This is a genomic window from Bdellovibrio sp., from assembly GCF_036384735.1.
Taxonomy (GTDB): domain Bacteria; phylum Bdellovibrionota; class Bdellovibrionia; order Bdellovibrionales; family Bdellovibrionaceae; genus Bdellovibrio.
The window spans coordinates 23,919-50,770 of sequence record NZ_DASVLT010000048.1; the positions used below are offsets into that span (position 1 = coordinate 23,919).

Annotated in this window: 22 protein-coding genes; 12 read left to right on the forward strand and 10 right to left on the reverse strand. The window is 45.5% G+C overall.

Going from position 1 to position 26,852, the window contains the following annotated elements:
• Nucleotides 1-69: 69 nt before the first annotated feature.
• Nucleotides 70-1,380: a carbohydrate porin gene (locus VF412_RS14020; protein WP_331339875.1), complete on the reverse strand. Its 1,311-nt coding sequence runs from the start codon at nt 1,378-1,380 to the stop codon at nt 70-72.
• Nucleotides 1,381-1,475: 95 nt separating this feature from the next.
• Here VF412_RS14020 and VF412_RS14025 point away from each other — a divergent pair, with 95 nt between their 5' ends.
• The 6 genes from VF412_RS14025 to VF412_RS14050 are packed head-to-tail and all read left to right on the forward strand — an operon-like array spanning nt 1,476 to nt 10,661.
• Complete coding sequence (locus VF412_RS14025; RefSeq protein ID WP_331339876.1) at nt 1,476-4,163, forward strand: alpha-1,6-glucosidase domain-containing protein; 2,688 nt, start codon at nt 1,476-1,478, stop codon at nt 4,161-4,163.
• Complete coding sequence (locus VF412_RS14030) at nt 4,163-6,361, forward strand: extracellular solute-binding protein (protein WP_331339877.1); 2,199 nt, start codon at nt 4,163-4,165, stop codon at nt 6,359-6,361. The genes VF412_RS14025 and VF412_RS14030 overlap by 1 nt, the downstream gene beginning before the upstream one ends.
• Nucleotides 6,361-7,179, forward strand: coding sequence for a sugar ABC transporter permease (locus tag VF412_RS14035; RefSeq protein WP_331339878.1), 819 nt, complete (start codon nt 6,361-6,363; stop codon nt 7,177-7,179). Before VF412_RS14030 ends, VF412_RS14035 begins: the two co-directional genes overlap by 1 nt.
• 2 nt (nt 7,180-7,181) lie before the next feature.
• The gene (locus tag VF412_RS14040) at nt 7,182-8,225 is read left to right on the forward strand and encodes an ABC transporter ATP-binding protein (RefSeq protein WP_331339879.1); all 1,044 of its coding nucleotides are present in this window, start codon (nt 7,182-7,184) and stop codon (nt 8,223-8,225) included.
• A 34-nt stretch (nt 8,226-8,259) separates the two neighbouring features.
• The gene (locus VF412_RS14045) at nt 8,260-9,687 is read left to right on the forward strand and encodes an alpha-amylase family protein (protein ID WP_331339880.1); all 1,428 of its coding nucleotides are present in this window, start codon (nt 8,260-8,262) and stop codon (nt 9,685-9,687) included.
• Nucleotides 9,684-10,661 (forward strand): ROK family protein, encoded by a 978-nt coding sequence (locus VF412_RS14050; protein ID WP_331339881.1) that lies wholly within the window; start codon nt 9,684-9,686, stop codon nt 10,659-10,661. Before VF412_RS14045 ends, VF412_RS14050 begins: the two co-directional genes overlap by 4 nt.
• Before the next feature lie 590 nt (nt 10,662-11,251).
• Here VF412_RS14050 and VF412_RS14055 read toward each other — a convergent pair.
• A complete protein-coding gene (locus VF412_RS14055) occupies nt 11,252-12,169 on the reverse strand; it encodes a S1 family peptidase (protein ID WP_331339882.1) in 918 nt (305 codons plus the stop codon).
• A 238-nt stretch (nt 12,170-12,407) separates the two neighbouring features.
• Here VF412_RS14055 and VF412_RS14060 point away from each other — a divergent pair, with 238 nt between their 5' ends.
• Nucleotides 12,408-12,812 carry a DUF3465 domain-containing protein gene (locus VF412_RS14060; RefSeq protein WP_331339883.1) on the forward strand — a complete coding sequence of 135 codons (405 nt, stop codon included), beginning with the start codon at nt 12,408-12,410 and terminating at the stop codon, nt 12,810-12,812.
• A gap of 14 nt (nt 12,813-12,826) precedes the next feature.
• Entirely contained in the window at nt 12,827-13,777 is a 951-nt protein-coding gene (locus tag VF412_RS14065) for a hypothetical protein (protein WP_331339884.1), read from the forward strand.
• Nucleotides 13,778-13,800: 23 nt separating this feature from the next.
• Here VF412_RS14065 and VF412_RS14070 read toward each other — a convergent pair whose 3' ends face one another.
• From VF412_RS14070 to VF412_RS14080, 3 genes are all read right to left on the reverse strand, one after another.
• A complete protein-coding gene (locus tag VF412_RS14070; RefSeq protein ID WP_331339885.1) occupies nt 13,801-15,018 on the reverse strand; it encodes a glucose-6-phosphate isomerase in 1,218 nt (405 codons plus the stop codon).
• Between the two features lie 23 nt (nt 15,019-15,041).
• The gene (locus tag VF412_RS14075) at nt 15,042-16,121 is read right to left on the reverse strand and encodes a hypothetical protein (protein ID WP_331339886.1); all 1,080 of its coding nucleotides are present in this window, start codon (nt 16,119-16,121) and stop codon (nt 15,042-15,044) included.
• A 61-nt stretch (nt 16,122-16,182) separates the two neighbouring features.
• Nucleotides 16,183-17,589: a hypothetical protein gene (locus tag VF412_RS14080; protein WP_331339887.1), complete on the reverse strand. Its 1,407-nt coding sequence runs from the start codon at nt 17,587-17,589 to the stop codon at nt 16,183-16,185.
• A gap of 204 nt (nt 17,590-17,793) precedes the next feature.
• On the opposite strand from VF412_RS14080, the gene VF412_RS14085 reads away from it, so the two are divergent.
• Together VF412_RS14085 and VF412_RS14090 are read left to right on the forward strand one after the other, a co-directional pair.
• Nucleotides 17,794-18,246, forward strand: a complete 453-nt coding sequence (locus VF412_RS14085) for a MarR family transcriptional regulator (protein WP_331339888.1) — start codon at nt 17,794-17,796, stop codon at nt 18,244-18,246.
• Nucleotides 18,239-18,655, forward strand: a complete 417-nt coding sequence (locus VF412_RS14090; RefSeq protein ID WP_331339889.1) for an organic hydroperoxide resistance protein — start codon at nt 18,239-18,241, stop codon at nt 18,653-18,655. The genes VF412_RS14085 and VF412_RS14090 overlap by 8 nt, the downstream gene beginning before the upstream one ends.
• 157 nt (nt 18,656-18,812) lie before the next feature.
• On the opposite strand, the gene VF412_RS14095 is transcribed toward VF412_RS14090, so the two are convergent.
• From VF412_RS14095 to rfaE1, 4 genes are all read right to left on the reverse strand, one after another.
• Nucleotides 18,813-19,721 carry a PfkB family carbohydrate kinase gene (locus VF412_RS14095; protein WP_331339890.1) on the reverse strand — a complete coding sequence of 303 codons (909 nt, stop codon included), beginning with the start codon at nt 19,719-19,721 and terminating at the stop codon, nt 18,813-18,815.
• 11 nt (nt 19,722-19,732) lie between these two features.
• Complete coding sequence (rlmN, locus tag VF412_RS14100) at nt 19,733-20,941, reverse strand: 23S rRNA (adenine(2503)-C(2))-methyltransferase RlmN (protein ID WP_331339891.1); 1,209 nt, start codon at nt 20,939-20,941, stop codon at nt 19,733-19,735.
• 223 nt (nt 20,942-21,164) lie between these two features.
• A complete protein-coding gene (locus VF412_RS14105) occupies nt 21,165-21,548 on the reverse strand; it encodes a DOPA 4,5-dioxygenase family protein (RefSeq protein WP_331339892.1) in 384 nt (127 codons plus the stop codon).
• Nucleotides 21,548-22,576 carry a D-glycero-beta-D-manno-heptose-7-phosphate kinase gene (gene rfaE1, locus VF412_RS14110; RefSeq protein WP_331339893.1) on the reverse strand — a complete coding sequence of 343 codons (1,029 nt, stop codon included), beginning with the start codon at nt 22,574-22,576 and terminating at the stop codon, nt 21,548-21,550. The genes VF412_RS14105 and rfaE1 overlap by 1 nt, the downstream gene beginning before the upstream one ends.
• Before the next feature lie 126 nt (nt 22,577-22,702).
• Between rfaE1 and VF412_RS14115 the strand changes: the two genes are divergently transcribed.
• Nucleotides 22,703-23,665, forward strand: coding sequence for an alpha-ketoglutarate-dependent dioxygenase AlkB (locus VF412_RS14115; protein ID WP_331339894.1), 963 nt, complete (start codon nt 22,703-22,705; stop codon nt 23,663-23,665).
• Between the two features lie 42 nt (nt 23,666-23,707).
• Here the strand turns inward: VF412_RS14115 and VF412_RS14120 are convergent, their stop codons facing one another.
• On the reverse strand, nt 23,708-25,333 hold the full coding sequence (locus VF412_RS14120; protein WP_331339895.1) for a hypothetical protein: 1,626 nt from the start codon (nt 25,331-25,333) through the stop codon (nt 23,708-23,710).
• A gap of 198 nt (nt 25,334-25,531) precedes the next feature.
• Here VF412_RS14120 and VF412_RS14125 point away from each other — a divergent pair, with 198 nt between their 5' ends.
• Complete coding sequence (locus tag VF412_RS14125; RefSeq protein ID WP_331339896.1) at nt 25,532-26,806, forward strand: Glu/Leu/Phe/Val dehydrogenase; 1,275 nt, start codon at nt 25,532-25,534, stop codon at nt 26,804-26,806.
• Nucleotides 26,807-26,852: the final 46 nt, after the last annotated feature.

Genomic DNA, 26,852 nt, shown 5'->3' on the forward strand with positions numbered 1-26,852 from the left:
CCTCTTGCCTAGCCAGCGTTATCGTTAGACTTTGGTCGTGAGTCCAAATGATACAAAATCATTTAGCAATTAAAACCATGCTTCAAACTGGTAGCCAAATGTGGCACCAGAAGATTTTGCAGCAAAAGTTGGAGCCGCGGCTCCGATATATTTCACGTCTTCGTTAGCTTCATTCCAAAACGAGTAAGATAAATAAGCACGCAAAACAGGACGACCCCAAATACTCTTTTTCATGGATAGCTGTGGGGCCACTGTCACACGCGCAAGATCACGATCCCCTGTGCGCTGACCATTCGTCGAAACTTCCGACTCGTCTTTGTAATGAGAATAACCGGCTTCAAACATCCATTGAAATCTATCTGATACAAAATAAATCGGACGAACACCAAGCTCTTCCCACTGAACAATATTGAAATGATCTTGGCCGTTACTTCCGTAGTTGGCAGCAACACCTAACATCAAAGCCCACTTGTCTGTCACGTCACGACTCCAGTCTTCAACAAAGCGAAGATTCCACGCGTGATTTTGTGACGTATCTGTCGATACGACAGCACTATTGCCGTAGATGTTGAAGTCTTTCATTGCTCCTTGGCCAAACATCAGCGTCGTGCTGTTATGACCAGTAAATGCCGCACCTTCAAAACGAGTCGCTGCTACATAGCCATTTGTTGGAACATATTCTGTTGTGCCGTCGGAACTTCCTGGTGCCCAGGCATAGACTCCCCAAAAATTCAGTCGTTCATCTTGAGCCACTTCCCAAGATGTATAACGAAGATCAATGGCGTTTAAAACAGGACGCCCCACTGATGTTGTCGAAAGATCTTCATTGGATTGAATCATGTGGGCGATAGCGAACTGACCTGGTCCCCATGGAATCGCTTCAATACCTGCACCGACACCGCTCATGTCCGCGTAGTAGTACCAATCGAAAATATGCAAATCGACGTCGCGATAAAATCTTTTACCAACCCAGAACTCGCCAGGGACTTCAGAAAAACCGCCGGCCTTTACAAAGGCTTCGATTTCGCTATTGGGTACTTTGGCGGTGTTTGCCGTGGTATTTACTGGAACGACCGTGGACTCCCATTGACGCAGCCCTTTAGAACCGTAAGTAAAACGCAATTGTGTTCTGAAGAACATGGGATCGTCCTCAGTAGGTTTCACATGATTGAACACAAATCCTAATTCAGTATAGAAGTCGCACTCATTGCCTAAACGTAGGAAATTGCCCGGCAATCCCTGATTATAAAAGCACTCCTTCTGACCACCTTGCAGATTCAGCCCGGTTCCACCGCGCATGTAGCCGATAAAATCAGCATCTAGCGCGAAACTTTCCCTGCCAAATAAGGTGAAAATTAGGACCCAAACGATTCTTTTCATTCTACTCCCTTGAAAAACACGAGGCTTACCCATAAAGTCCCGCCCTGACTACAACTTATGCATAGAGTAGAGACTCGAATTGGTAGGGGGAGTACTTGCTGAAACAGGCTGGGGACCGCGTTTTCAGATTTATCATTGTTTTGTTAGTTTCATGTTTAGTTTTCGAAACTGCCAAAGCTGGTAGCGCGCGCGCGCAATGGATAAACTCCAAAACACTTTTGGTAAAACTCACGCAAGGTTTGCGTGTTGCTGACAACATGGTGTTTGTTCTTGCCAACAGCGATGTCAACTTCCGCAATAACTCTACTTCAGTGGCTCTTCCCGTTTTAGAAAATCATGGCACTTACGCCGTTCTTTCCACGGCACAAATCGATCTTGCCACCGTCAATGAATTGATTCATCGTCCGCTGAAAGTTTTTATCACAGATAGAAACAATCAGCTTCTTGACTCAACGGCTATTCAATATGCAGGTCTTCTCGACGAGCTTTACACTTACGACGGCAATGACTTGGGCGTTACCGTCGAGGGTTCTAATTTCCAATTGAAGCTGTGGGCGCCAACTGCTGCTTCTGTGCGCGCTTTGATTTATCCCGCTGGAAATACCTCGAATGCTGAGCCCGCGCAGATTTTCCCAATGACCTTGGACGGAAATGCATGGAGTGTTTCTATTCCTCGTCAGTTCGAAAATTATTTCTATCTTTATGAAGTGACTGTGTACCAACCAAGCACAGATCGTATGGAGACTTCACTAGTCACCGATCCATACAGTTTCAGCCTTGCGATGAATGGCGAGAAATCACAATTGGTTGATTTAGATAGTTCAAATTTAAAACCCGCTGGTTGGGATGACTTGCAAAAACCCGTTTTGAATTCTTTTAAGGACATGGTGATTTACGAATTGCACATCCGAGATTTCAGCGCCAACGACCAAACTGTTCCGTTTGTGTACAGAGGCACCTACGATGCCTTCACTCAATACAGCAGCGCTGGGATGCAACACTTGAAATCCCTGGCTCAAGCAGGTTTGACTCATATTCATCTGCTTCCATTTAATGATTTTGGTTCCGTGAATGAAGATAAATCTACTTGGCAGACTCTCAGCACTCCAAGTTCGAATTTACAAGACGCTCAAGGAGCTCTGGGGCAAATTCGCAACGTTGATGCTTTTAACTGGGGTTACGATCCTGTTCACTATATGGCTCCCGATGGCAGTTATGCGGTGGACCCACAGGGTGTTTCCCGAGTTCGCGAAGTTCGTTCGATGGTTCAAGCATTGAACAGCGTAGGCCTTCGTGTCATTCAGGACGTTGTCTTTAATCACACTTATCAAAATGGTCTTTCACCTTATTCTGTCTTCGATAAAATCGTTCCTCTCTACTACTACCGTGTGAATGAGAACGGCGATGTTGCTTCAAGCTCTTGTTGTTACGACACTGCGAGTGAACACCACATGATGGAAAAGTTGATGACGGATAGTCTTCTACACTGGGCACGGGAATACAAAATCGACGGCTTCCGTTTTGATTTAATGTCTTTCCATTCAAGATCAACAATCGAGCACATCAAAGAGGCTTTACGCTCTTTGACTTTGCAAAACGATGGCGTCGACGGATCAAAAATTTATCTTTACGGAGAAGGTTGGCCGTTTGGCTCTCTGTATGCTCAAGATCCTCAAGATTCTATGAGCCAGCAAAATGCTTACGGTTCAGGCATCGGTTTCTTTAATGATCGCATGCGTGATGCTGTTCGTGGTGGCACAACCAACTCCAGTGAAAAATCCGATCAAGGCTTTGCAACAGGTTTGTTCTTTGACTTCAATAAAGAACCTGCAAATCGCAATACTCCGACAGATATGGATCAACAGCGCGACAAACTTTTGCACTTGGGCGATGTGATCAAAGTGGGCTTGGCCGGAAACCTGCGCGATTTTTCTTTCAAAGAGCATTTAGGCACAGTCATTCGCGGTGGAGATCTTATCTATCGCTCGAGCAACGTGGCGACTTCTGCCGAACCTATCGAGACGATTAATTATGTTTCTGCCCATGACGGTTATACGTTGTGGGATGCTGTTCAGGCGAAAGCTCCATTCTATACCGATGGCAGATCCCCGGCTCTTGCAACTTTAGAGGATCGTCAACGGATGCAACAGTTGGCAATGGCAATTCCATTGCTAAGCCAAGGTATTCCGTTTATTGAGGCTGGCACCGAGATCTTGCGCTCTAAAAATGGCGATCAAGACAGTTATGATTCCGGTGATTTCTTCAATCGCTTGGATTGGTCGGGTCAGACAGATTATTGGGGCGAGGGTCTTCCACCATCCTGGAAAAACATTGATGATTGGTCCTTCTGGCAACCACGTCTACAGATAGCGGACTTAAAGCCAACACCTGCCTTAATTGGAAGAACAAATAATTACTTCAAAGCTCTTCTTCGGGTACGTCAAAGCAGTTCGCTATTTAAAATGAACAGCCTTGATGAAGTTCTAAAGCAGCTGGTCTTCATCGATGATGAAAATTCAAGCGAACCTGGTTTAATCGCAATGCTTCTTCACAACCAGCAAGAGGCTATTTTAGTTTTCTTCAATGCATCTCGTACAGCACGCACATACTCTAACAAAGTTATGAGCTATGCTTGGCAAATTCATCCTTACTTAGATGCTTCGATTGATCCTGTCTTATCTCAAGTTGTTTTGAATCCATCTCAATCGCAAATTCAAATCCCAGGTCGCAGCACTGTAGTGTTAAGACTTCCTCTAAGCACTAAACCTGTGGGAGGCCGTTGATGCGTTTTGCTTTCTTTGTTCTGTTGCTTCTGACATCGATGAATGCCCACGCAGAAAAAATCCGTCTGCATATCTGGCACCAGATGATCTATGCGCACCGCCAGGTTTTAGCGGAAGCTCTTCAGCAGTTTGAAAAAGAAAATCCAGACGTAATTGTTCAGGCAACTTATCGTGAAACGGAAGAACTGCGCAGCAGTTATCAGTCTGCGGCCATGGGAGGCAGCGGTCCCGAGCTTGTCTATGGACCTAGCGATCAAATTGGTCCTTTCGCGACAATGGGAATCATCCAACCGCTAGATCAATACCTGGACAAAGATTTCTTTGCTCAATTAGATCCTTTAGCAATACCAGCTTACAACAATCAGCATTTCATGGTGGGCGATGGAGTCGGTAATCACTTAATGCTTCTTTACAATAAGAAGTTGATGCCGAATCCTCCGAAAAATTCCGATGAATTGATTTCTCTTGGAAAGAAACTGACTGTTGATAGTGATGGCGATGGCAAAATCGATCAATGGGGTTTGGTTTTCAATTATACCGAGCCTTTCTTCTTCGCTCCGTTCATTCCTGCATTTGGCGAAGACTTCTTGAAAAACGACGTCACTCCGAACTTGAACACGCCTGCCTTGCGTAACACGTTCCAATTTATCTTGGATCTGCGCGACAAATATAAAATCATTCCTAAAGAGTGTGACTATGAAACAGCCAATGCCTTGTTTAAACAAGGTAAGGCCGCCATGCTGATCAATGGCGATTGGTCTTGGGGTGATTATAAAGAGGCAAAAGTTGATTTCGGTATCGCTCGCATTCCGATGATTTCTTCCACTGGTAAATGGCCCAGTCCTCTAGTCGGCACTAAGGGTTATTCACTGAACGTAAACATGAAATCACCAAAGCATTTGGAAGCGTCTATCAAGCTTCTCAAATATCTGACGTCAGAACCTGTTCAGCTTTTATTCGCACAGAAAGTGGGAACTCTGCCATCAAATTTGGATGCTCGTAAATCTGATATCGTGAAAGACAATTCCTTATTAAAAGTCTCTGCCGATATTATGGAGGTTGGTCATCCAATGCCGATCGTTCCTGAAATCCGCGCAGTGTGGGACGCCTTACGCACTCAATACCAAAAAGTCTTGGCAGGAAGTGCGACACCAACGGTGGCTGCTGAAGCGGCCCAAGTAACGGCGGAAAGACAAATCCAGGAGATGAATGAAGTCCTTCAGCCGGGTCCTGGCGCTTGGATAATCAAAATTGCTTTCATCATCGGCCTTCTTACGTTGATTTATTTCTTCCGCGGATCGGCGGTGGCCTTTGTGAAAGGCTTCCAGGGACCTCAACGTTTTGCTTACTATATGATGTTGCCAGCATTTCTTGGCATCTTCGCGGTGATTATCTATCCTTTCTTCTATAATATCGCGATCTCGTTTTCGAACTTTAGCCTTCGTACATTTCAAGATTGGTCAATCGTCGGCTTCCATCACTATGCGAATGCCTTGGGTGATGCCCGATTTTATTCATTGTTCTTGAAAACTGTTATCTGGACTGTGGTAAATGTTCTTTTCCACGTATCGATCGGTGTCTTCTTAGCTGTTGTGATCAATCAAGTGATGCCCGCCAAAGGATTCTGGAGAGCACTGCTCATCATCCCTTGGGCCGTGCCTCAATATATTACAGCTCTAACTTGGCGAGCTTTGTTCAATCAAGAATACGGTCCGATTAATATCTTCTTGCAGAAGTTTTTGCATCTGTCCCCCGTTCAATGGCTAAGCCAACCCTTCACTGCTTTTACTGCGTGTATTTTAACGAACGTCTGGCTGGGCTTCCCATTCATGATGATTGTTGCCCTGGGTGGTTTGCAGTCGATTCCTCAGTCACTTTATGAAGCCGCTGTCTTAGATGGAGCCAATGCATGGCAACGCTTTCGTCACATCACCTGGCCTCTTCTTTTGCCGGTAATGGTCCCCGCAGCGCTACTTGGCTCAATCTGGACCTTCAATAACTTGAATGTGATCTGGCTTGTTTCCAACAGTGGCGAACCCGGTGATCAAACTCACATCCTCGTCAGCTATGTCTATAAAGCAGCCTTTAACCTGTATCGTTATGGTTATGCGGCTGCGGTTTCAGTTTTGATTTTCCTAATCTTGATTATCTGGGGCCTCGGATCACTAAAAGCTCAATACAGAAAGGAGACAAAGTAATGACGAAAAAGATTTTAGCTTGGACTAGCATTCTTCTTTTCACAGTGTTTTCTTTGTATCCGATTTTGTATGTGATCTCAGTCTCGCTTCGTGGAGATAACGCTTTCCAAACACAATCCTTGGAAATCATTGGTCCGAATTCGACGCTGAAGAATTTCTCGACGCTGTTCTTTGAAACGGACTTCTTATTGTGGCTGCGTAATTCATTGTTGGTCAGCGCTGTGACCACCTTGGTGGGCGTGGCACTGGCTTCAACAAGTGCTTACGCTCTTTCCCGCTATCGTTTCCGCGGTCGCAACATGATGTTGTTTTCCCTTTTGACGACGCAGATGTTTCCGGCGACGATGTTGATGCTTCCTTTCTTTGTTATACTTTCGAAGCTTCATTTGATCGATAGTTTTTGGGGCTTGTTCCTGATTTACTCTTCGACAGCTTTGCCATTCTGCATTTGGCAGATGAAAGCCTATTACGACACAATCCCGCGCGAGCTTGAAGAAGCTGCGTTGCTAGATGGCTGTTCGAAGTGGATGATCTTTACGAAAATTATTTTGCCGGTATCCTCACCGGCCCTTGTGATCACAGCCTTGTTCAGTTTTATGAATAGTTGGAGTGAGTACGTGATCGCCGCTGTGGTTTTGCAAGATCCTCAACTTTATACTTTGCCTTTGGGGCTTCGTTCCTTCCAGGCCAGTCTTGCGACTCAGTGGGGTCTGTATGCGGCGGGAGCTTTGATTGTCAGCATTCCCGCACTGGTTTTATTCATTAGTATCTCTCGTTATCTTGTATCTGGTCTGACTATGGGAAGCGTAAAAGGATAGTTATGGCATCAATTGAATTTTCAAAATGTGAAAAAAGTTTTGGCTCTGCGAAAATCCTCAAAGGCATCGATTTGCAAATCGCTTCCGGTGAATTCTTGGTTCTTGTAGGGCCTTCAGGCTGCGGGAAATCAACTTTGCTTCGCACACTGGCGGGCCTTGAGAAACTTGATTCTGGAACTATTTCTGTCGGCGGAAAAGTTATCAACAACGTCGAGCCCCAGGATCGTGACATCGCCATGGTTTTCCAAAACTATGCGCTTTATCCACATATGACTGTTGAAGAAAACATGGGCTTCGGCTTAAAGCTTCAAGGTCTATCTTCCTCTGATATTTCAAAACGCGTGAAAGGGATTTCTGATCTTTTGCAAATCTCTCACTTGCTGGCTCGCAAGCCGAAAGAGCTTTCTGGCGGTCAACGTCAGCGTGTGGCCTTGGGCCGCGCTTTAAGCCGGCAGACTCCAGTCATATTGTTCGATGAACCTTTGTCGAATTTGGATGCGCACCTTCGTTCGCAAATGCGTGTGGAAATAAAACGTCTGCACCAAACTTTAAAAAGCACTATGATCTATGTGACTCATGATCAAATGGAAGCAACGACAATGGGTGACCGTATTGCTGTTTTGAAAGACGGTTTGATTGAACAAGTGGGGACACCAACCGAGATCTATCACCGCCCTAAGAACATGTTTATTGCGAGTTTTATCGGGTCTCCGGAGATGAACTTCCTGGAAGGTTCTATTGTGCAAAAACTTCCATGGCCTAATGCCCGAAGGGTCGATTCTGTTCTGGGAATTCGCCCGGAGGCCTTCAAAGTCTCCAACGGCAGTGTCAATTCGCAGGAAATCGAATTAGGGGATTTCGATATTGAGCTTTCCGAAAATTTGGGCGGCCAACAGATGCTTCATGGGCAACTGGCAGATCAAACTGTCAGAATTTTGGTCGACTCTTTAGATAATTTTTCCACGGGCCAGAGGATCCCCCTGAAGATCGACCTGACAAAGGCGCACCTCTTTGATAAAAAAACAGGACTTAATCAACGAATTTAGGAGCATTTTTCTGAGGAAGCTCACCGTTCAACTTTTGGCTTTGATTTTCTGTTTCGCCGGGCTGTCTGCTGAGGCGTCTCCGCGCACGGTGTTCGTGCAGCTTTTTGAATGGCCATGGAAGGACATCGCCCGCGAGTGTGAGCTTTACCTAGGCCCCGCTGGTTTTGCCGCTGTTCAAGTTTCTCCGCCTCACGAGCATATTCATTGGTCAGGCAGTCCTTGGTGGGAGCGTTATCAAGTTGCTAGCTATAAAATCGAATCCCGCTCTGGATCGGAAGCTGAGTTTGCCGACATGGTTCAACGCTGTCATCAAGTCGGCGTGGATATTTACGCCGATGTTGTTTTGAATCATATGGCCGGAGTTCCTAGCGGCACCGGTTCTGCGGGAAGTCCATTCACTCAATACAATTACCCTGGCATCTATGGATACAATGACTTCCATCACTGCGGTCGCAACGGCAATGATCACATTGTAAACTTTAATGATCTTTATGAGCTTCAAAACTGCGAACTTGTGGGTCTTGCGGATCTCGCGACAGAATCCCTGAATGTTCAATCTCACGAAGTCGCTTACCTGAACCATCTTTTGGACTTGGGCGTGAACGGCTTCCGAGTGGATGCCGCTAAACATATACCCGCTAAAGACCTTCAAAAGATTTTTTCTGGGCTAAAACGTTCGGCCTATATTTATCAAGAGGTGATCTATGACCCTGCGGGACCTGTTCAATACAGCGATTACACTCCCGTGGGTGATGTGACGGCTTACGATTACGCTCACCGTATTGGCGATGCGATTAAATCTAAGAACATCAATGCGCTAACAACAATTGCTAATAACCTTCCGGCTACGGATGATGCCATCGTGTTCTTAACGAATCATGATCTTGAGCGTGGTGGGGACTCTGCGATTCTTCGTTATTCGAGCCAAGACCAAACATTGTATCGCTTAGCTCAAATCTTCATGTTGGCTTGGCCTTACGGTTATCCTCAGCTTTACTCTGGTTTTGATTTTAAGAACTACGATCAGGGACCACCCTTGGATAGTGCCCTTCACACATTGCCGATTCTAGATAATCAATCACACTGTACAGCTCCATGGACTTGCGAGCATCGTGCCCCTGAAGTGGCTGCAATGGTGGACTTTAGAAACAACACGGATCACGCCTTCTCTGCCAGCAACTGGTGGAGCAACGGCCAAGACCAATTGTCTTTCAATCGCGGTAATCTAGGATTTGTCGCGATTAATTTTTCTGGCAATCCTTTGCCGAAGGAATTTCAAACGGGTTTGCCTGCGGGAAGCTACTGCAATATGGCGGGGTCTTCCTACAACCCGACAACACACACATGTTCGCAAAGTGTTGTCGTCGATAACAACGGAATCGCGCGCATTACTTTAAATTCTTACTCGGCCCTTGTCCTTTTGAATCGATCACAAGCAGCTAAGAAGGCGACAACACCATGAAGAAAAAAACAACTTACACCATTGGTTTCGATCTTGGCGGCACAAAACTGGCTGCAGCTCTTTTAACAGACACAGGTGAAATGCTTGATTTTGTTAAAGTCCCTGTCGACATGAATCGTGAAGGCTCGGCGACGAAAACACAGAAGCGTGTTTTTCAATTGATGGCGGACATCGCCCTTGATTTCAAAAAAAGGTTTCCGAAAGAAACGGCAGCGGGCGTTTTTAAAGGTGTCGGCCTTGCCAGTGCAGGCCCATTGAATGCCGCTGAAGGCAAACTGACTTATCCAGTAAACTACCCAGGCTGGAAGATCGTTCCTATTCGTGACTTGGTTGAAAAAGAAATCCAAAAACAGGGCTTCCGCACAAAAGTTTTCTTCCAACACGACGCCACGGCAGCGGCGTTAGCTGAAGGATGGGTTGGCGGAGCAAAGAAAATGAGCTCGTACGCTGTCGTCACAGTTGGCACAGGTGTGGGCACAGGGATCATCTTTAATCACTACCCTTGCCAAACAAACGGTCGTGGTTCTGAGTACGGTCACACGATTGTTGATTATAAAAAATTAAAGGAAAATCCAGACAAGCTTCACCATTGTACAGTAGAAGGCGTCGCCTCAGGTACGGGCCTTCTTCGTCGTGCTAAAGAAATGGGTTTCACCGGAAACTCGGTGGAAGAGTTGGTTGATACCAAAGATCCAAAGTATGACATACTTTATGCCGACATGGCTTGGGCTTTAGCATGTCTTTGCTATGATCTTTCTATTGGCTACAATGTCGAACAGATCTTCATCAGCGGAGGCTTGATTAAGATCAAGCATTTGTATCTGAAAGAAATGAAATCCCACTACAAAAAAATGATTCACCAAATGAATCCAGCTTTTGAATGCAAAATTGAAATCGCGAAAACGAAAAATCACGCAGGAGTTTTGGGGGCTGGTTATTTGCCTCATCTTTATTCTGCTTCTTCTAAGAAATAGTTTAATATCGCCGTTTGATTGTAGTGCGAGGGAATTTGGTAGGTAAGGGAACTCCCTGCCTTAGAGGGCCCTGCGCTGCGTGCGACACGCCGTCCGGGCTCTGTTGTCGCCACGGCTTCGCCGTGGTTCGCGCCATCGTGGCGCCGACAAAGGCCGCTCTTCGGCGGGGCCCTCTAAGGCAGGGAGTTCCCTTACCTACCAAATTCTCGTCTTCGATCTTGGGGAAGTTGGGTTTTTTAGAGACAGACTTGGAATAAACAGGGGTTCAAATTGCGCAAGTTGGGATCAAAGTAGATCTGTGCTCTTTTTGGTGATCGTTCTTTTTCTCAAGATCACTTGGACTATTTTCTTTACCCAATGGAGTGCCGGAGGAGTGGCAGCCTTATTTAGGCGCCACCGAAGTCGGCCATTGCCGGCGCATGGATGCGCGAACCCGCGAAGCGGGCGGCAACGAGCCAGGATGGCGTGCCGACGAAGCGTGGAGCCTAAATAAGGCTGCCACTCCTCCGGCACTCCATTCCCACACAAAAAAAAAGGCCCACCAAAGTGAGCCTTTAACAAGAAACCATTTAATTTAAGAGAAAAAATTATTACTGATCGAAACCATCTGGTTCAGCGATTGTTGTGCCATAAGAAGCACTGCCTTCCAAATTTTGGATCTCTGAAGAAATCCAAGGAAGGTAAGGAGCCACTTTCGTGTAGATCGTTTTTCCTACGCAAACTGCTTTTGGATCTGTTGCCACATCCGCACGGCTTGTAACACCTACTAGATAGTTAACACCGTTTGAAGTTACGTAAGCTGGGCCACCAGAGTCACCGTGGCAAGCACCGGTACCGTTTGTGTTGTCGATTTTAATTTCTGTGTCGCTGAATGCTGGATCCGCGATATTCACAGTAACTTTCATCAACTCAGTCGCCGGAGTTTGTTTCACGCCGTCAGTCTCGCCGAAACCAGCAAGAGTTACAGGCATGCCCGCTTTAAGTTGAGCGCTCGCTGGAACCAAAGTCGCAGGAACATAACCTTGCGGCAAACCGCCAGAGAATCTTAGCAAAGAAAGATCACCCCAGTTCACATCAGTATCATTAGAAAGTTTCGCCCAGTTTGGAGCTGTTACACCGCCAGTTACACGACGAACCATCGGATTTTTAGAAAGAGTTGCAAAGAACTGTTTCCAGTTAGGAATTTGGTCAGAGAAAAGAACCAACAATGAACCTGGGTCTTTTGCTGAACAGTGACCTGCTGTCAAGATCACGTCGTTCGTCATCACAGTACCTGTGCAAGTCGAAAGACCTTTGATCATCGTGCGACCTTGAGCATCTTTTTGCAAAGTCATGTGCAAGATCTGAACTGTTGAAAAGCTGATTGGATCCTGAGCAGAAACTGCTGTACCACCGATAATATTCGATGCTGAATCCGTTGATTGAAATGCTGCCTTATTTTGTGGAGAACATGCTGCCGTCATTACTACGCCGGCGATAACCCCAAGAACCTTTTTAGATAACCCCATAGGACCCCTCCCTTTGGAGCCTCCTTAAAATCCATTTGTTCCAAAAGTACAAGCGTTTTATTTAACTTTTGTTAAAATATTTAAAACTCTTTGAAATCATGATGACTTTACATGTCGATTCGTTGGTCGCTCTAAGGTCTTTTTTCAAAATCCCTCTGAAATGGAGGTGCCCACTTTCGACCGCTTGCCAAATCTATTATATTCACTTTTGTGAAAAACGAACCAAGCGAGGAAATACATGCTTAAAACCGTTATCGCAGCCTTCGTCCTTCTATCGTGTTCTGGGGCTTTCGCATTAGTAAGTAATGATAGTGACCTTGTTCAAGCGATCCATCAGGATCAAAACGTGAACTTCATCGAGGCCGGCAACATGGTGGTCACACAAATCTTGCCTGACGATACAGTGGGCCTTCCACATCAACGCTGGATGGTGCGCCTAAGCGATAACTCCACAATGGCTTTGATCTATAACTCAGACATGGGCGATAGAGTTCCTCTGCAAATTGGCGAAACCGTGGCCGCCGGCGGACAACTTATTATGGGCGAGCAAGGACCTCTGCTACACTGGCTGCACGCAGATCCAAAAGGCCGTCGTCCTGACGGATACATCTACGCCAATGGAGTTTACTACGGCGGAAAATAGGAACGGATGTCCTAATGTTGAAAATTGCATCTTATATTATCGCTGCAGTTCTTATTACGGGACTTGCTTATCAAAACTGGATGTTGCAACAGCAACAAAAAGAGTCGGCGGCGCAAATCGCCGACTTGAATCGTGCTCTGTCTAAAGAGAAAAATCTCGAGCAACAACTGCACAATCAATTGAATCAACGACAGGACGAATTACAACGTCAGAAGCAAGTTCGTCAAAGCGAGCTCGATGAAATGTTCCGAGCGTTATCTGCCGAACGCACCAAGCTTGTCGAAATCCAACAGCGTTTGCAAAATATTAAATCAAAAGGCTTTCAAAGCAATGAAGCTCTGCAAGCACAGATTCAACGAGATCAAGAACGTCTGAAGACTCTAAATAATCGTCTTCGTGATTATAAAGGCGCGGAAAAAGAAGCCAGTAGCCAAGGCGTTCAGAATTTGAAAAGCACTAATGCCCAAGCGAAAGCTGTGAATGCTGAGATCAACCAGCAATTCAAAATCCAGCAAGGTCTGGTCAAAGAAACAGCTAAGCAAATTGCATTCTGGCAAAAGCGAACCCATGACATCAATCAACACGACAAACTTGAAGAGTTAAACAAACAAAAAGAAGAGCAGGAACAGGTTCTTGCCCAACTTCAAAATGATCGCGCTAATTCTAATTTTAGCGACAATCAAAAATCTCGTCAGATCAAGGCCGAGATGGCTTTAGAACAACAAGATCTTCAGGCCACAGAGGCACAAATCCGTCAGCAGATTCACGAAACTGAAAATGATCTTAAGAAATTAAAATCAGAAGGTGGAAAAGCGGAAGCATTGAAGAAGGCTTACGAAAATGATCTACACAACACACAGTCTGAAGCAGATCAGCAGTCTTTGAGAGTTCGAAACATGACCCAAGACTATGAAAGAAAGTTGTCAGACTTTCAAAAATTTCAATCGAGCGCCAACGGGCTCTAATTCCGTGGCGCCATTCTAAAGCCCTAAGACTTTTTAAGTTTTGCTTTCGCAAGAACTTTTCCAAGCTCTACACCTGGCTGATTGAAAGCATCGATTTTCAAATACTCGCCCAAGCCCGCAACAACTAATTGCCAGAACATGAACAAGTACCCAAGCGTTTCCTCATCCAAAGCCTTTGCTTTCAATGTCATCGTCACGACCCCATTTTGATTCAAAGCCTCTTGAGTTGCCAAGGCTTCTGCGCGAAGAAGCTCTCCCATCGTGCGGCCTTGAAGATCCGCAGTCTCTTTAAAATGAGAAGTGTGAACTTTTTGAGATCCGCCCTCGGATTCATCAACACGCATGAAGATAACGAATTTATCTTTCGTGCCCTCCATCACCTGCTGCAAGATCGAGTGTTGATCTGAAGCACCGATGGCTGACATCGGCGTGCTGACGCGCGGAGCGGGCCCACCGACGCGCGTTTTATCTTTACCTAAAGATTCAGCCCATAGCTGCTGATACCAGCCTCCAAAATCTTTCAGGCGCGAATTATAAGACCACAAAAGCGTTATCCATTCTTCACGTTGATAGCTTTGAATTACTTGCGCCATTGTCTTAGTCACAGTCGCGGTATCAAGAAGTGCGCGCTTGGCTCCGACGCGAATTTTCTCTAAGTCCAAACCGAGGAACGCAGCTGGGAACATACCTACCGGAGAAAGAACCGAGAATCTTCCTCCCACATCCACAGGGATTTCACACTCTGGAACAGAGTGTTTACGGGCCCATTGAGTCAACGAGCTTTCCTTCGCTTCAGAGATCACAATACTGTGCTCTGGAAGATTCAATTTCTCTTCTTGATAAATCTGAATCAACATTTCAAGCGCGCACAAAGATTCGATTGTTGTTCCGCTCTTAGAAATAAAAGCCCAAGCAACGTCTTTGAGACTGCCAAGCTCTTCAATCAAAGTTTCAAATTCCAAAGCATCGACGTTGTCTACGAAGAATAAAGTTTGCGAGCGGAATACCTCTGCGATCACACGAGTACCTAGCGAGCTCCCGCCTAAGCCTACGATCACAAGTTTTTTAAATTTTGTGGCGAACTCTGAACCGTGTTTGTACGACTGCTGCCACAATTGAATACGTTCCACAAGCTGTGGAAAGCCGATCTCTTTGCGTTCCATAAATAACTTCAAAGAGGCTTGGCACTCTTGCAGAAGGCTGTCTTGAATAGGCTGACTTGCGTGCGTAATTTCCAACATGTGATTTCTCCATTAATGGAAAATCACGAGATGGCTACGTCTTCCTCGATGCGATGATACCCTTTCCATTCTTTCAAGCGACCGCGTGGGCGGCCGCCATCCTCAGGGTACTCAATTAGACAGTACGTAAGCTTCGTGATTTTACCTAAGGACACAATATCCAAAGAAGTAAGCTCCGTCCATGTTCCTGTATTAAAATATTCCTTGTTCTCATTCCATTGACGATATTGATATACATGAGTGTGGCCAAAGACCACAGTGTGTACACGATCATCAACAAGAATCTTACGCGCTGACTCAGATAAATCAGGAAAGATAGCACTTTCTAAAATCACCTGAATGATTCGCTTGATCGGCCAATGGCGACGCGGATCTTTAACAAAAGCACTCTTTAAAAAGTAAATGACGGCCATAAAGAAGGCCTTCACAATCACCATCGTTTCATTCACGACAGCCCAACGCACCATCTTGCCAAAAGGACGAATCTTATCGACATGGGGATATGTTTGTTTGATTTTTAATACGACCTCTAAAAAGAAGTGCGAGCCAAACGGTAAATTCAAGATCGGCTCTACAAGATTCTTTTTAAGGAAAAACTTTTTGGGGTCCATACGATTTGCCGCTTCATGCATGTGACCGTGTTCCACGTGCACTCCATCAAAGAAGTATACAATGTTCTTGAAACGAACCGGCGCGCCAATGACTTGATTCAGATAAGCGCGGCATGCGGGCCACAACATTCCCTGATCATGATTTCCGACAATGTAAGTGATGTTATTGCCTGGCTTCGAAGCGAATTCAGCCATGGCCTTGAAAACGTGCTCGTGACCTTTCACGATCTCTTTCAAAATTTCTAAAGTCACGGACTCGGTGATTACCGAAAGGAAATGTCCCTTGTAATCACACTGCAAGAAGTTAAAAAAGTCGCCGTTGATTATCAGTTCAACTTCATAATCACGATAGATGCCTGATGAATAGTAGTGGATGAATTCCACCAGCTTTTCACCATAGTAGAATTCTTCTAGCGAGTTGATACCACCTTGTGGCAACAGACGACCTTTGCCTAAATGCAAATCGCTCACGATGACTTTGATTTTTTTCACGGGAGCGGGCTTGGTAACGACCGTACCCTCGCTGGACTCAACCGGTGAGCTGGCATCCATACTACTCTGCTTTCTTCAGTGGCGTGAGGCTCTCCTCTTTGACCTCTAAATTCGTCAGAGCTAAACGCAATGCACGTTCAGTACGTTTGAATTGGTCCTGGTTCGCCTCGAGAGTCTTGTTGAGTTCAAGACACTTCTTGCGATAATTATCCAGTTCCTGCGAAAGCTGATCAATCTTTCTTTTTTGGTCGAGTATATACTCGTCTTTCGAACGAACTAAGGCTGCTTTTTCTGCACGCAAAAGCTCGAGTCGATTTTCAAGTTCTCGTTCGCGAACGCGGATCTTTTTGAAATCGGATTTAAGTCGAGTTTCCAGCTCTTCAACTTTGATACGAGCTTTGGCAACTTCGTTTTCCTTATATTGAAGATTTCCCTTCAAGATCAGGATTTCAGATTGGGCAGATTCACGGACCTCGTCTTTTTCTTTTTCCAAAGAAGAAATACGCACCGTCAATTCATCTGTGCGTGAACGAATGATCTCGCCTGCGGAAGCAAGCTCCTCATTTTCCGCGCGAAGATGTTCAACTTCCTTTTCAAGCTCAAGAATGCGTTGTTGCGCAAGCTTCAGGTTTTCAGCTTGAGCAAGGCTGGCATCTACAGAAGTCAAAACGTTAGCGGCGCCCGTACGGCTGCTGCCGCGGAAGTTTCCAACGCTGACTTTCACATCAAAATCAGAGGAGGATTTATTGCGTTGATTTGATCTTGCATTGGCAAAACCATCAACAGCTACAGTTTTATCTGCATCGGTTCCTGCAGCCACAGAAGAGGTCAGGTTCAGATCTTGTTGAATAGAAACTGTTTTATCTTCTCCACCCGATGGCGCGCTGTTACTGAAAACAGGTCGAGTCGCTTCGTCATCGGTCGCATTCAGCGCATAACTTGGCTCTGCGCTGAAGCTGCTTGGTGTCGCTGGAGGAGTCGAGTAGATCTCGTCAGAATCTTGATAACCTCCTTCTGCGGAAGGACCTTCATAGTGATTTTCTTCCGCAGAAGGACCTACCATGAATCTTTCCGACGGTGGCAAGTCACCAAAACCCTCTGGCATCTCGATATCCTTCAAAGACATCGCCGCATCAGAATTGTCGTAACCGTCATCGTCATGAGAAGAGTAATCAGAATATTCATTCGGAGCACCGCCAGAGAATTCTGCATCATCGAGTTCTGATGCGGACTCTGCACTTGGGGTCATGCCTAAGTCTTTTTCCAGACTGTCCCACAAACTTGTAGAAGCAGAATTTTTGCTCTCTATACGATGTTCATCGCTATCAAGCCCTGGTAAGCCAGCAAAATTATCATCCTCCTGTCCATTTTTATGGAAAGAAGAATCAGATTGAATGTCTTTAAGATCATCCATCAATGATTCAATGAGGTTTTCTGCTGCTGACGAACTCTTTTTCTTTTTGCTCATAGCTATTGGAAATATCGGTATTTTTAGGCCCCCTCTTGAGGACAATTCACCTGAAGGTCGAGATCAGGCTTTAGGTCTAGGAATTCTCATAATGAGACGCTCTTTATCGCCCTGCCCCTTTGAAATCCCTGAATAATTTTCGGCCTTATTTATATTGCACACAATTTAATTGCATGAAATTTATTAAAAGAGCATGATGTCTTTATGAACAAGAAGCTCAAATTAGAAAATCAGCTTTGCTTCCCGATCTACGCGGCTTCGCGACTGATCACTCAATTGTATGCACCTCACTTTAAGGCCTTCGACCTGACTTATCCGCAATATTTGGTCTTCTTGGTTCTATGGGAAAAATCTCCACGCAAAGTCACAGAAATCGCAGATCTGCTTTTGCTTGATACGGGCACGATCACTCCGCTGATCAAACGTATGGAGCAAAAAGGTTGGCTGACTCGCCGTCGTTCTAAAGAAGACGAACGCACCGTAGTCGTGCAACTGACGACAGAAGGCAAGAACATGGAGGAGAAATTTGCGAATCTCCCCGACACATTGCTCTGTGATGTGGCTTGTAAAAAATCAGAACTCGAAAGTTTACGCAATCAACTCAAACATCTCGTCAGCGAGATGAATAAAACCCTAAAAGGAGATTTGTATGAGTAGCGTGTATGTAGCAAAGGCAACAGCCAATGGTGGTCGTAACGGAAAAGTTCAAAGTTCCGACGGTGTTCTAAATCTTGAAGTACGAATTCCAAAGGAAATGGGCGGCCCAGGTGGAGCTTACTCAAACCCGGAACAACTTTTCGCGGCCGGATATGCAGCATGTTTTGATAGCGCTTTACAGTTCGTAGCTCGCAATCAAAAAGTCACTTTGAAAAACACGACTGTAACTGCAGAGGTCGGCATCGGTCCAAACAGCTCGGGTGGATTCCAACTCGCGGTGAAACTTCAAGCGCACATTGAAGGCCCCGACAGAGACGAAGCTAAAAAACTTCTCGAAGCCGCTCATCAGGTGTGCCCTTACTCCAATGCCACTCGCGGCAATATCGAAGTATCCTTAGAACTAATTTAATTTTCCCCTCCTGTAATGACAGGCCTCGCCTCCCTCGGCAAGGCCTGTTTCGACCGCAAGGTTTTAAAAAACAAAAAGCGTCGGCTCTTACCGACGCTTTCTATTTTTTTAGTTCAATACCTGCTCTGATTCGATAAGTCGAATCGTAGACGGTCAATTAAACCGTGATAACTTTTTTGTATTCAGCCAAACGCTTTTCAAGATCCGTCAAAGTCACTTTCGCCAAAGCTTTCACAGAGAAATCTTGGATCGTGTGGCTCGCCATCATAGAACCCATGATGCAGGCTTGTTTCAAGTTTGCGATTGTTGGAGCTGTTTTTTGAGCAGCCAAATAACCGAAGAAACCACCAGCGAATGTATCGCCAGCACCTGTTGGATCAATCACTGTTGGGATCGGCATTGCTGGAAGGATGAAGTAACCTTCGTCTTTCGTGTACATCGCAAAACCGTACTCGCCCCGTTTGATAACAACGGCCTGAGGACCCATTGCTGTGATCATTGGTGCCGCAGAAATAGCGTTCGGTGCACCCGTCAGCATTTTTGCTTCACCTTCGTTGATCAATACCAAGTTTACTTTTTTGATGACGTTCAAAAGCGCATCTTTCTTGATAGAGATCCAGAAGTTCATCGTATCCATACCAACAAACTTAGGTGCTTTCACTTGCTCTAGAACTTGCAATTGCAATTCAGGAGCGATGTTTGCCAAGAATACGAATGAAGAATCTTTGAAGTGTTCCGGCAATTGCGGATTGAAGTGTTCGAAAACGTTCAATTCCGTTTTCAAAGTTTTTGCTTCGTTCAAATCACCTTCGTAAGAGCCTTCCCAGTGGAATGTCTTACCTGGAACTTTAGAAAGGCCCGCAAGATCAACACCGCGACCGTTCAAAAGATCGTAATCTTTTTGGTCATAGTCTTCACCAACAACGCCGACAACGCGCACTTTAGAAAACAAAGACGCTGCTAGGGAAAAATAATTCGCTGAGCCGCCAAGAGCGCGATCCGCTTTTCCTGATGGAGTTTTAATTGAATCGTAAGCAAGACTTCCGACGACTAGAATTTCAGACATGTGTTTTCCCCTTAGTTGTTAGTATTTTCTTGAGCTTGTTGCGCGAGAATTTCACGTTTGTATTTCGGAAGACCCGCAAGTTTTGAATTTGAAATATCCATGCTTTCTGGCTTGTTCGGCACCTGGCTTGTCAACTGACCGCAAGCTGCAAAGATGTCACGACCCATGGAACGTCTTAACAGAACGTGAGCACCCAAACGCATCAACTCTGCATGGAATGCTTCAATCGTTTCATCAGCAGGACGCTCGTAACCAGAACCTGGATGTTCGTTGAATGGGATGATATTGATCTTGCACGGAACATCCTTCACCAATTTCACCAACTGGCGAGCATGCTCGATTTGATCCGTGATCCCTTTCAATAAAACATATTCGAAAGTGATTTTATCCTTTGAAATACGATAGTGCTCTTTACATGCATTCAACAATTCAGTCGTGTTCCAACGTTTATTGATTGGCATCACAGCACTACGAATTTCATCGTTAGGACCGTTCAAACTTACCGCCAAACGAACCTTCGCATCAGCTACGCGCCACATTTCTGGAACGATACCTGATGTTGATACCGTGATTTTCTTACGGGACAAATTAATACCCCACGGAGAATGAACCACGTCGATTGTTTTGAAGACTGCTTCTGGATTATCCAGCGGCTCGCCCATACCCATAAATACGATGTTCGTGATGCGTTGACCTTCAGCCAAACGATCATGAACTTGCATGAACTGACCTACGATTTCTTCCGTGCGAAGACGGCGTTTTAGTTTTTGTTTACCCGTGAAGCAGAACTTACAAGCGATGTTGCAACCCACTTCGGAAGAGATACACAAAGTCAGGCGACCTTCAGACGGGATCACAACGGCTTCAACGCTATTGCCACCACCCATGTCGAACAAAAACTTCTGAGTTCCATCCACAGATTTCAAGTGAGTCAAAACAGGAGGAAGTTCGAAAGACAAGATCTCTGGCAAAGAGGCGCGGAACTCTTTTGAAAGGTTCGTCATTTGCTCTGGATCAGTGACACGTTGCTCGTAGACCCATTTGAAAATTTGCTGAGCACGGAATTGCTCTTTGCCTTTACCTTTCAGGTAAGCTTTCAAATCTTCTAATGTCAGAGAATAAAAATTTACGGCTTTGTTTTCGAGAGGCTTTGCGACGTTGTCGTCGGCATAGTTCACAGGTGCGGTGGTGGCGCAAGAAGTTGCGTCGTTCAATTCCATCTTCGGGCTCCTCGGCTTATGACAGCCTTGCTTGTTACAGCTGGGAACTTGTGGCTTAGGGCCGTTCCCTTTGGTTAAGGATTATGTGTGGCAGGGTTTCTACCACAGCCCTACCGGATATCCTAGCAATTCCATCGATTTAAGAGGTTTTAAGGGGGCCAAATGCTGCCATTAAGGCAATTTCTGCAAAAAATGCCTGTAGCTCGTATTTCTGAGGCGGGTTTTATTTAAAAACGTCGTATTTCAAAGGGACTTCGGGACCCAACCACATAGCGGCTTGGGTGTGATCATAGAGGTCATCGCCGGTCAGTTCGTGAACCAAAACGGATAGATCTTTACGCTCTTTCATTAGCCAAAGAACGACGTCGGTGAACATCTCTTTAGGGAAATTGATTTCAAACATCGGTGTGGGATGAGGACCTATCGCGACCGGGATCATCTCGCCGGTAAAAACTTTTTGGCCTGCGAATTCCTTGATGGCTTTCGCACGGAATTCTTCAGCAAAAGTGCGATTGGCGTCGTTAAAATAAATGTGCGCATCGAACTCCCGAGGAAATCCCGTCGGGAGAAGTTGCGAATTTACTTTGAACGAACGCGGCTCAGACATTAGTGAGCCGTTTGGATGTATTCGATAAGTTCTGGAATTTCACAAGGCACGCAACCTACTTTACCAACAACAACGCCGGCAGCGAAGTTTGCAAGCATGCAGCTTTGCACCAATGAAAGACCTGAAACAAGACCCAATGATAAGGCCGCGATAACCGTATCACCAGCACCTGTTACGTCGAACACTTTACGAGCGTATGTTGGCACTTCAGTCACTTGTTCACCCGAGAAAATCGTCATGCCGTCTTTTCCACGAGTCAAAACCACTTCTTTAGCGCCTGTGATTTTTTGCAGAGCGCGACCTACCTCGACAACTTTATTTGGATTATTGCGAAGATCATCGAAATCCATACCCGCCAAAGTCACTGCTTCGTCGAAGTTTGGTTTGATCAAATCAACGCCGTGATAGAAAGGACCTGAAGAAGTTTTGTGTGGATCAACCATCACGCGTTTGCCTTTTTTCTTACAAATCGCGACAACTTTTTCCACGACATTGCGAGAAACAACGCCTTTTTTATAATCTTCAATCACAACGCAATCTGCGTCGTCCACGTTCTTTTCAACAACATTGATCATCTCGGCTTCAACTTCAGCCGACAAGCTGTTGCGAACTTCATAATCCACACGCACAAGGTGATGGTGTTTTGCCATCACGCGAGTTTTACGAGTCGTAGGACGTTTTGTATCTGTCACAAGGAATTCAGAGCTCACACCGCTTCTCGCACACAGTTCACGAAGAAGGTTTGCACCAGTGTCGTTGCCAACCACAGAAACAAGCATCGCCTTGCCGCCAAGGCTGCTCACGTTTTGAGCCACATTGGCTGCCATGCCCAAACGCACGTCTTCTTGCTCAACTTCAAGAACTGGGACCGGAGCTTCAGGGCTGATACGACGAACTTCACCCATCACATATTCGTCAACGCAGACGTCGCCGATAATGAGGATTTTTTTACCTTTTAACGCAGGGATTTGATTGATTAGGATCTGTTTTTCCTGAGGACCTACGTTGGCCTGAACGGGTGTTGTCATTTTTTCATCCTCCAAGGCTTCTTTGTAGCTGAACCTCACCCTTCTGTCATCCCTAGAACTCAATTTCAAAGCATTGCAGCACCTACGGTTGGCAGGATTTGGACCAATGTGATAGAACCGCCGTCTATGTTTAAATCGAAAGTCGCTGGCAAAGGCAACCCTGCTGGACACCCCGGTGGAAAAGGCCCTGGAAATTCAAATAGCAAGTCGCAAGGGAAACACCGTGGACCGCAAAATGCGGGTCGTCCTCATTCCGTGCGCATGCAAGAGGACAAATCGGCTCCGAATTCTTTGATTTACAAACAGAACTACATTTCTGGGAAAGAAAAACAGGAAATTCTCAAGTATCTTGAAACGCTTTATCCGATTTGGGAAATGCGTTACTCGAAAAACAATCCTCCACCCGAGAACCAGAAACAACGCCCCCTTTTGCGCCCCGTTTATTGGTTAGGGAACTGGCAGTTTGCTTGTTTGAATTACTATCACCCACCAAAAGGAATTTATAATCGCTGCGTGACTGCCGAAAGTTTTCCACCGATTTTGGAATATCTAATTCAGAAAATCGAAGCTTTGGTACATGAGCACTACAATCCTCGCGACATTCCTCGTGGATGGCATTTGAATACCTGTTTGATTAACTATTACGGCGATCAAATTCAAGAAGACGGCAAACGTTTAGACTGCGCACGAGTGGGCGAGCACAAAGACTTCGAACCAGGCCCAGTGGCGTCGATTTCATTCGGAGAACGCGCCCTGTTCCAGTTCGTTTCCAGCCAAGGAACTGAAAGCAAATCCAACGTCGTCGTTCAACAATGGCTCGAAGATAGCTCGCTACAAATTTTCGGCGGCGACAAATTCAAGAAACATCTTTTCCACCGCGTTCAACGCGTAGAAAAAAAAGACGACAAAGTATTCCCACTGAACGAGATTTCAAATTTTGAAACTCGCAGAATCAATTTTACCTTCCGTTATGTTCCCGACGAACACATCGTGCCTTTCAATCGACTGCCAGCAGAAGCGCAAGAAGACGTTCGCGGCTATATGGAAAAACTCTCAGAACATTCTGAATTCTTTAAATCACAAATTTAAGATAATAAAAAAGGCCGTGCTCAATAACGGCCTTTTTCTTGATTAGATAGCTACGTTCCAACTAACTTTCAAAGCAGGTTTCGCCCCCTGAAGAACGTCCACTTTCAAGTTTTGATTCAACCAGCGAACAATCATTTGCTTTTCTGCGGTTGTTAAATCCTGATTCAAGAAGCGGAAATCAAATTCAGACAGCGGCAAACTCAAGTTCATACTCTTGTCTGATTTTTTTGAATTCACCAAGTGAATTTCTAAGCGTACAAATTTTTGATCTTTCGCAGGTTCTTTGACTTCATAGTTGGCAATGACCGGGCCAACAAAGAAGCCCTTCCATTCATCATCCATCAAATCCACAGTCAGATTTTTTTCTTTCATGCGGAAGCTTGGTGAATGGGATAAAATATAAGACTGCATCATCGTGGAAATGGCTTTCCAGTCGTAAGCAATCGGCAAAGTGCAATGGAATCCTCGAGGGAATTCCACGACTTTAATATTTTTGCTGGCCAGTTTTATTTTCTTCGAAGAAATCATTCCTGCATTCGCGCTGGCTGGAACAAGACCATCATCGGTTGTTGTCCAAATCATCACCGGCTCTTGCACATCTGAATAAGACTTCCAAAAATCATTCAAACCCCAGAAGTCAGGGCCATCTTTCATTCCCGGTGGCAACTTCACAGATGATACATATGATAAACCACCTGTGTAGTTACGAACGACTTCAGAAATCGCCGTGGGGAAAAAGTGAAAGGCCTTGTAATTACTTAAGCCAGGAAGTTTATTCTCCAGCGGCCCCAAACGACGATGAGCCCACATATCAATAAATGCGGAAGTGATTCCACCTTTTGTAAGACCTTCCATCGTGTCTTTCAAATTTACGACAGGACAGAATGCCAAGAAACTTTGCACCAGTGGATAACCCTCTGGAGAATTATATTTATTTAGCAACGAAGAGAATAAAACTCCGTGGCCGCCAAGACTCATCCCAAAGATGTGAACGCTATCGACGATTTTTGAAAGAGGCTCGTTGGGATCCCTGAGCAACTTTGAGACGAGAAGATTTTGAATGCCTTCATCATAACCGCCGAATGCAAATTGGCTGTTATTATTGATGAAGTCTCCGCTCGACATATTTTCTAGAACAAGCACGTTGAATGGAGCTTGTTCAAACAGCATCATCAACCAAGCCCGCTCGGGACGAAAATCTTCGATGCTTGAAAAAATTCCGGTTCTCATGATGACGAAAGGACGACGCTTGAAGTCTCCTTTTAAAGCGAGCAATCCTTTAAGGCGAACGTTGCCTGGCAAATTAATCACCACACGTCGCATGAACGGATGTTCTTTGGACTTTAAGTTGATCGACATTTGGCGACGAGCATTTCCTAAGGTGCCGTTCACACCGGTCTCAAGCTCAGATCCACACTCTTGCAGATACTTTTGCAGCAGTGCACCCTGGATTTGCGCCGAGGTTTTGACTCGCGCGTCTAGCATGCGTGCCTGCCAAACATCTGGATTACATCCTGCTGACAGAGTCTTGCCTATCCCTGTCGGCGTCCAACCTAGTAGACTTTGAAAAACGAAATTAAGAACTGCGGGATAACGCCCTGGGCTGTCTGTGAGAATCGCAGAATCCTCTGAAGGAAACGCGATTCGCGAGCTTTGGAATTGTTCCATAAAAGACTGCTGCGGAGTCGTTGCCGAAAAAGCGGGACCCGAAACAGTTAGAAGAAGTGTGAGCGAGGCTAAACAAGACCGAAGCATAGGTCTCGATTGTGGCCAAAAAGAACCACCGAGTCATCACCTTTTTCCAGAGTGACACTGAGTATTTACTTAATTAAACTTCATCCGTGTATTTTTAAGGAGACACAAATCATGGAACACAAAATCGAGCCTCTTTATGATGGCCCGTTATTTAGAAACGCCATTCAAACTCTCGATGAAGCAGCTAAGATCATTAACTGCGACCCGAACGTACTAGAACGTCTTAAACGCCCTCGTCGCAGCATCACGGTTTCAGTACCTGTGCGTATGGACGATTACTCTGTGAAAGTTTTCACAGGCTACCGCGTGCAATACTCTCCTACATTGGGCCCATACAAGGGTGGTATTCGTTATCACCAAAACGTAGACCTACAAGAAGTTGTCGGCTTAGCCGCTTTGATGACTTTCAAAAACTCTGTACTAGGTTTGCCTTTGGGTGGCGCGAAAGGCGGTATCACTGTTGATCCAACTAAACTTTCTCGCACTGAAAAACAAAATCTAACTCGTCGTTATGCTTCTGAGATCGCTCCTTTCGTTGGACCAACGAAAGACATCCCAGCTCCAGACGTGGGCACGGATCCTCAAACAATGGCTTGGTTCATGGACACTTACTCTCAAGAGCAAGGCGGCTATGCACAACCAGGTGTTGTCACTGGTAAACCAGTTGAAATCGGTGGTTCATTGGGACGTAACCACGCCACAGGTTTGGGTGTTGTTTACGTAGCAGAGAAAGCCTTCGAAGTTTGCAAAATGAGCATGAAGGGCGCGACTATCGCGATCCAAGGTTTCGGTAACGTAGGTTCTTTCGCAGCTAAATTCGCTCACGATCGTGGCGCGCGTATCGTTGCAGTCTCTGACGTTTCTGGCGGTATCTTCAACGGTGACGGTCTTGATATCCCTGAAGTTCTTGAATACGTGAAAGCTCACAAATTCTTGAAGGGTTATCCAAAAGCACAACCCATCAGCAATGAAGAATTGCTTGAAGTAAAATGTGATGCTTTGTTCCCGTGCGCTCTTGAAAACCAAATCGACACTCACAACGCTGAAAAAATCCAAGCTAAAATCATCGTTGAAGGTGCGAACGGTCCTATCACAAATGCTGGTACTAAAATTCTTTCTAAACGTGGCGTATTCATCGCTCCAGACGTTATCGCTAACGGTGGCGGTGTGATCGTTTCTTACTTTGAGTGGGTTCAAGACACTATGTCTTTGTTCTGGGACGAAGAAGAAGTTAACGGCAAGTTGAAAACTATCATCACGAAAGCTTTCGACAAAGGTTACTCTATGGCCCAAGAAAAGAATGTTGATATGAGATCTGCTGCTATGGCGGTGTCTGTTCAACGCCTTGAGAAAGCAATGCTTCTTAGAGGTTTGTACCCTAGATAATGTTTCTCAAAAGGCGGCTTGTAAGGCCGCCTTTTTTTTGTTTACG

Bases quoted from the DNA above. Each gene is read 5' to 3' on its own strand.
- VF412_RS14115 (WP_331339894.1), top strand. From the start codon at position 22,703: ATGTTTAAATCGAAAGTCGCTGGCAAAGGCAACCCTGCTGGACACCCC.
- VF412_RS14050 (WP_331339881.1), top strand. From the start codon at position 9,684: ATGAAGAAAAAAACAACTTACACCATTGGTTTCGATCTTGGCGGCACA.
- rlmN (WP_331339891.1), bottom strand. From the start codon at position 20,941: ATGGAATTGAACGACGCAACTTCTTGCGCCACCACCGCACCTGTGAAC.
- VF412_RS14065 (WP_331339884.1), top strand. From the start codon at position 12,827: ATGTTGAAAATTGCATCTTATATTATCGCTGCAGTTCTTATTACGGGA.
- rfaE1 (WP_331339893.1), bottom strand. From the start codon at position 22,576: ATGACAACACCCGTTCAGGCCAACGTAGGTCCTCAGGAAAAACAGATC.
- VF412_RS14055 (WP_331339882.1), bottom strand. From the start codon at position 12,169: ATGGGGTTATCTAAAAAGGTTCTTGGGGTTATCGCCGGCGTAGTAATG.
- VF412_RS14120 (WP_331339895.1), bottom strand. From the start codon at position 25,333: ATGGAACAATTCCAAAGCTCGCGAATCGCGTTTCCTTCAGAGGATTCT.
- VF412_RS14095 (WP_331339890.1), bottom strand. From the start codon at position 19,721: ATGTCTGAAATTCTAGTCGTCGGAAGTCTTGCTTACGATTCAATTAAA.
- VF412_RS14090 (WP_331339889.1), top strand. From the start codon at position 18,239: ATGAGTAGCGTGTATGTAGCAAAGGCAACAGCCAATGGTGGTCGTAAC.
- VF412_RS14040 (WP_331339879.1), top strand. From the start codon at position 7,182: ATGGCATCAATTGAATTTTCAAAATGTGAAAAAAGTTTTGGCTCTGCG.
- VF412_RS14035 (WP_331339878.1), top strand. From the start codon at position 6,361: ATGACGAAAAAGATTTTAGCTTGGACTAGCATTCTTCTTTTCACAGTG.
- VF412_RS14080 (WP_331339887.1), bottom strand. From the start codon at position 17,589: ATGAGCAAAAAGAAAAAGAGTTCGTCAGCAGCAGAAAACCTCATTGAA.
- VF412_RS14060 (WP_331339883.1), top strand. From the start codon at position 12,408: ATGCTTAAAACCGTTATCGCAGCCTTCGTCCTTCTATCGTGTTCTGGG.
- VF412_RS14105 (WP_331339892.1), bottom strand. From the start codon at position 21,548: ATGTCTGAGCCGCGTTCGTTCAAAGTAAATTCGCAACTTCTCCCGACG.
- VF412_RS14085 (WP_331339888.1), top strand. From the start codon at position 17,794: ATGAACAAGAAGCTCAAATTAGAAAATCAGCTTTGCTTCCCGATCTAC.
- VF412_RS14070 (WP_331339885.1), bottom strand. From the start codon at position 15,018: ATGTTGGAAATTACGCACGCAAGTCAGCCTATTCAAGACAGCCTTCTG.
- VF412_RS14030 (WP_331339877.1), top strand. From the start codon at position 4,163: ATGCGTTTTGCTTTCTTTGTTCTGTTGCTTCTGACATCGATGAATGCC.
- VF412_RS14020 (WP_331339875.1), bottom strand. From the start codon at position 1,380: ATGAAAAGAATCGTTTGGGTCCTAATTTTCACCTTATTTGGCAGGGAA.
- VF412_RS14125 (WP_331339896.1), top strand. From the start codon at position 25,532: ATGGAACACAAAATCGAGCCTCTTTATGATGGCCCGTTATTTAGAAAC.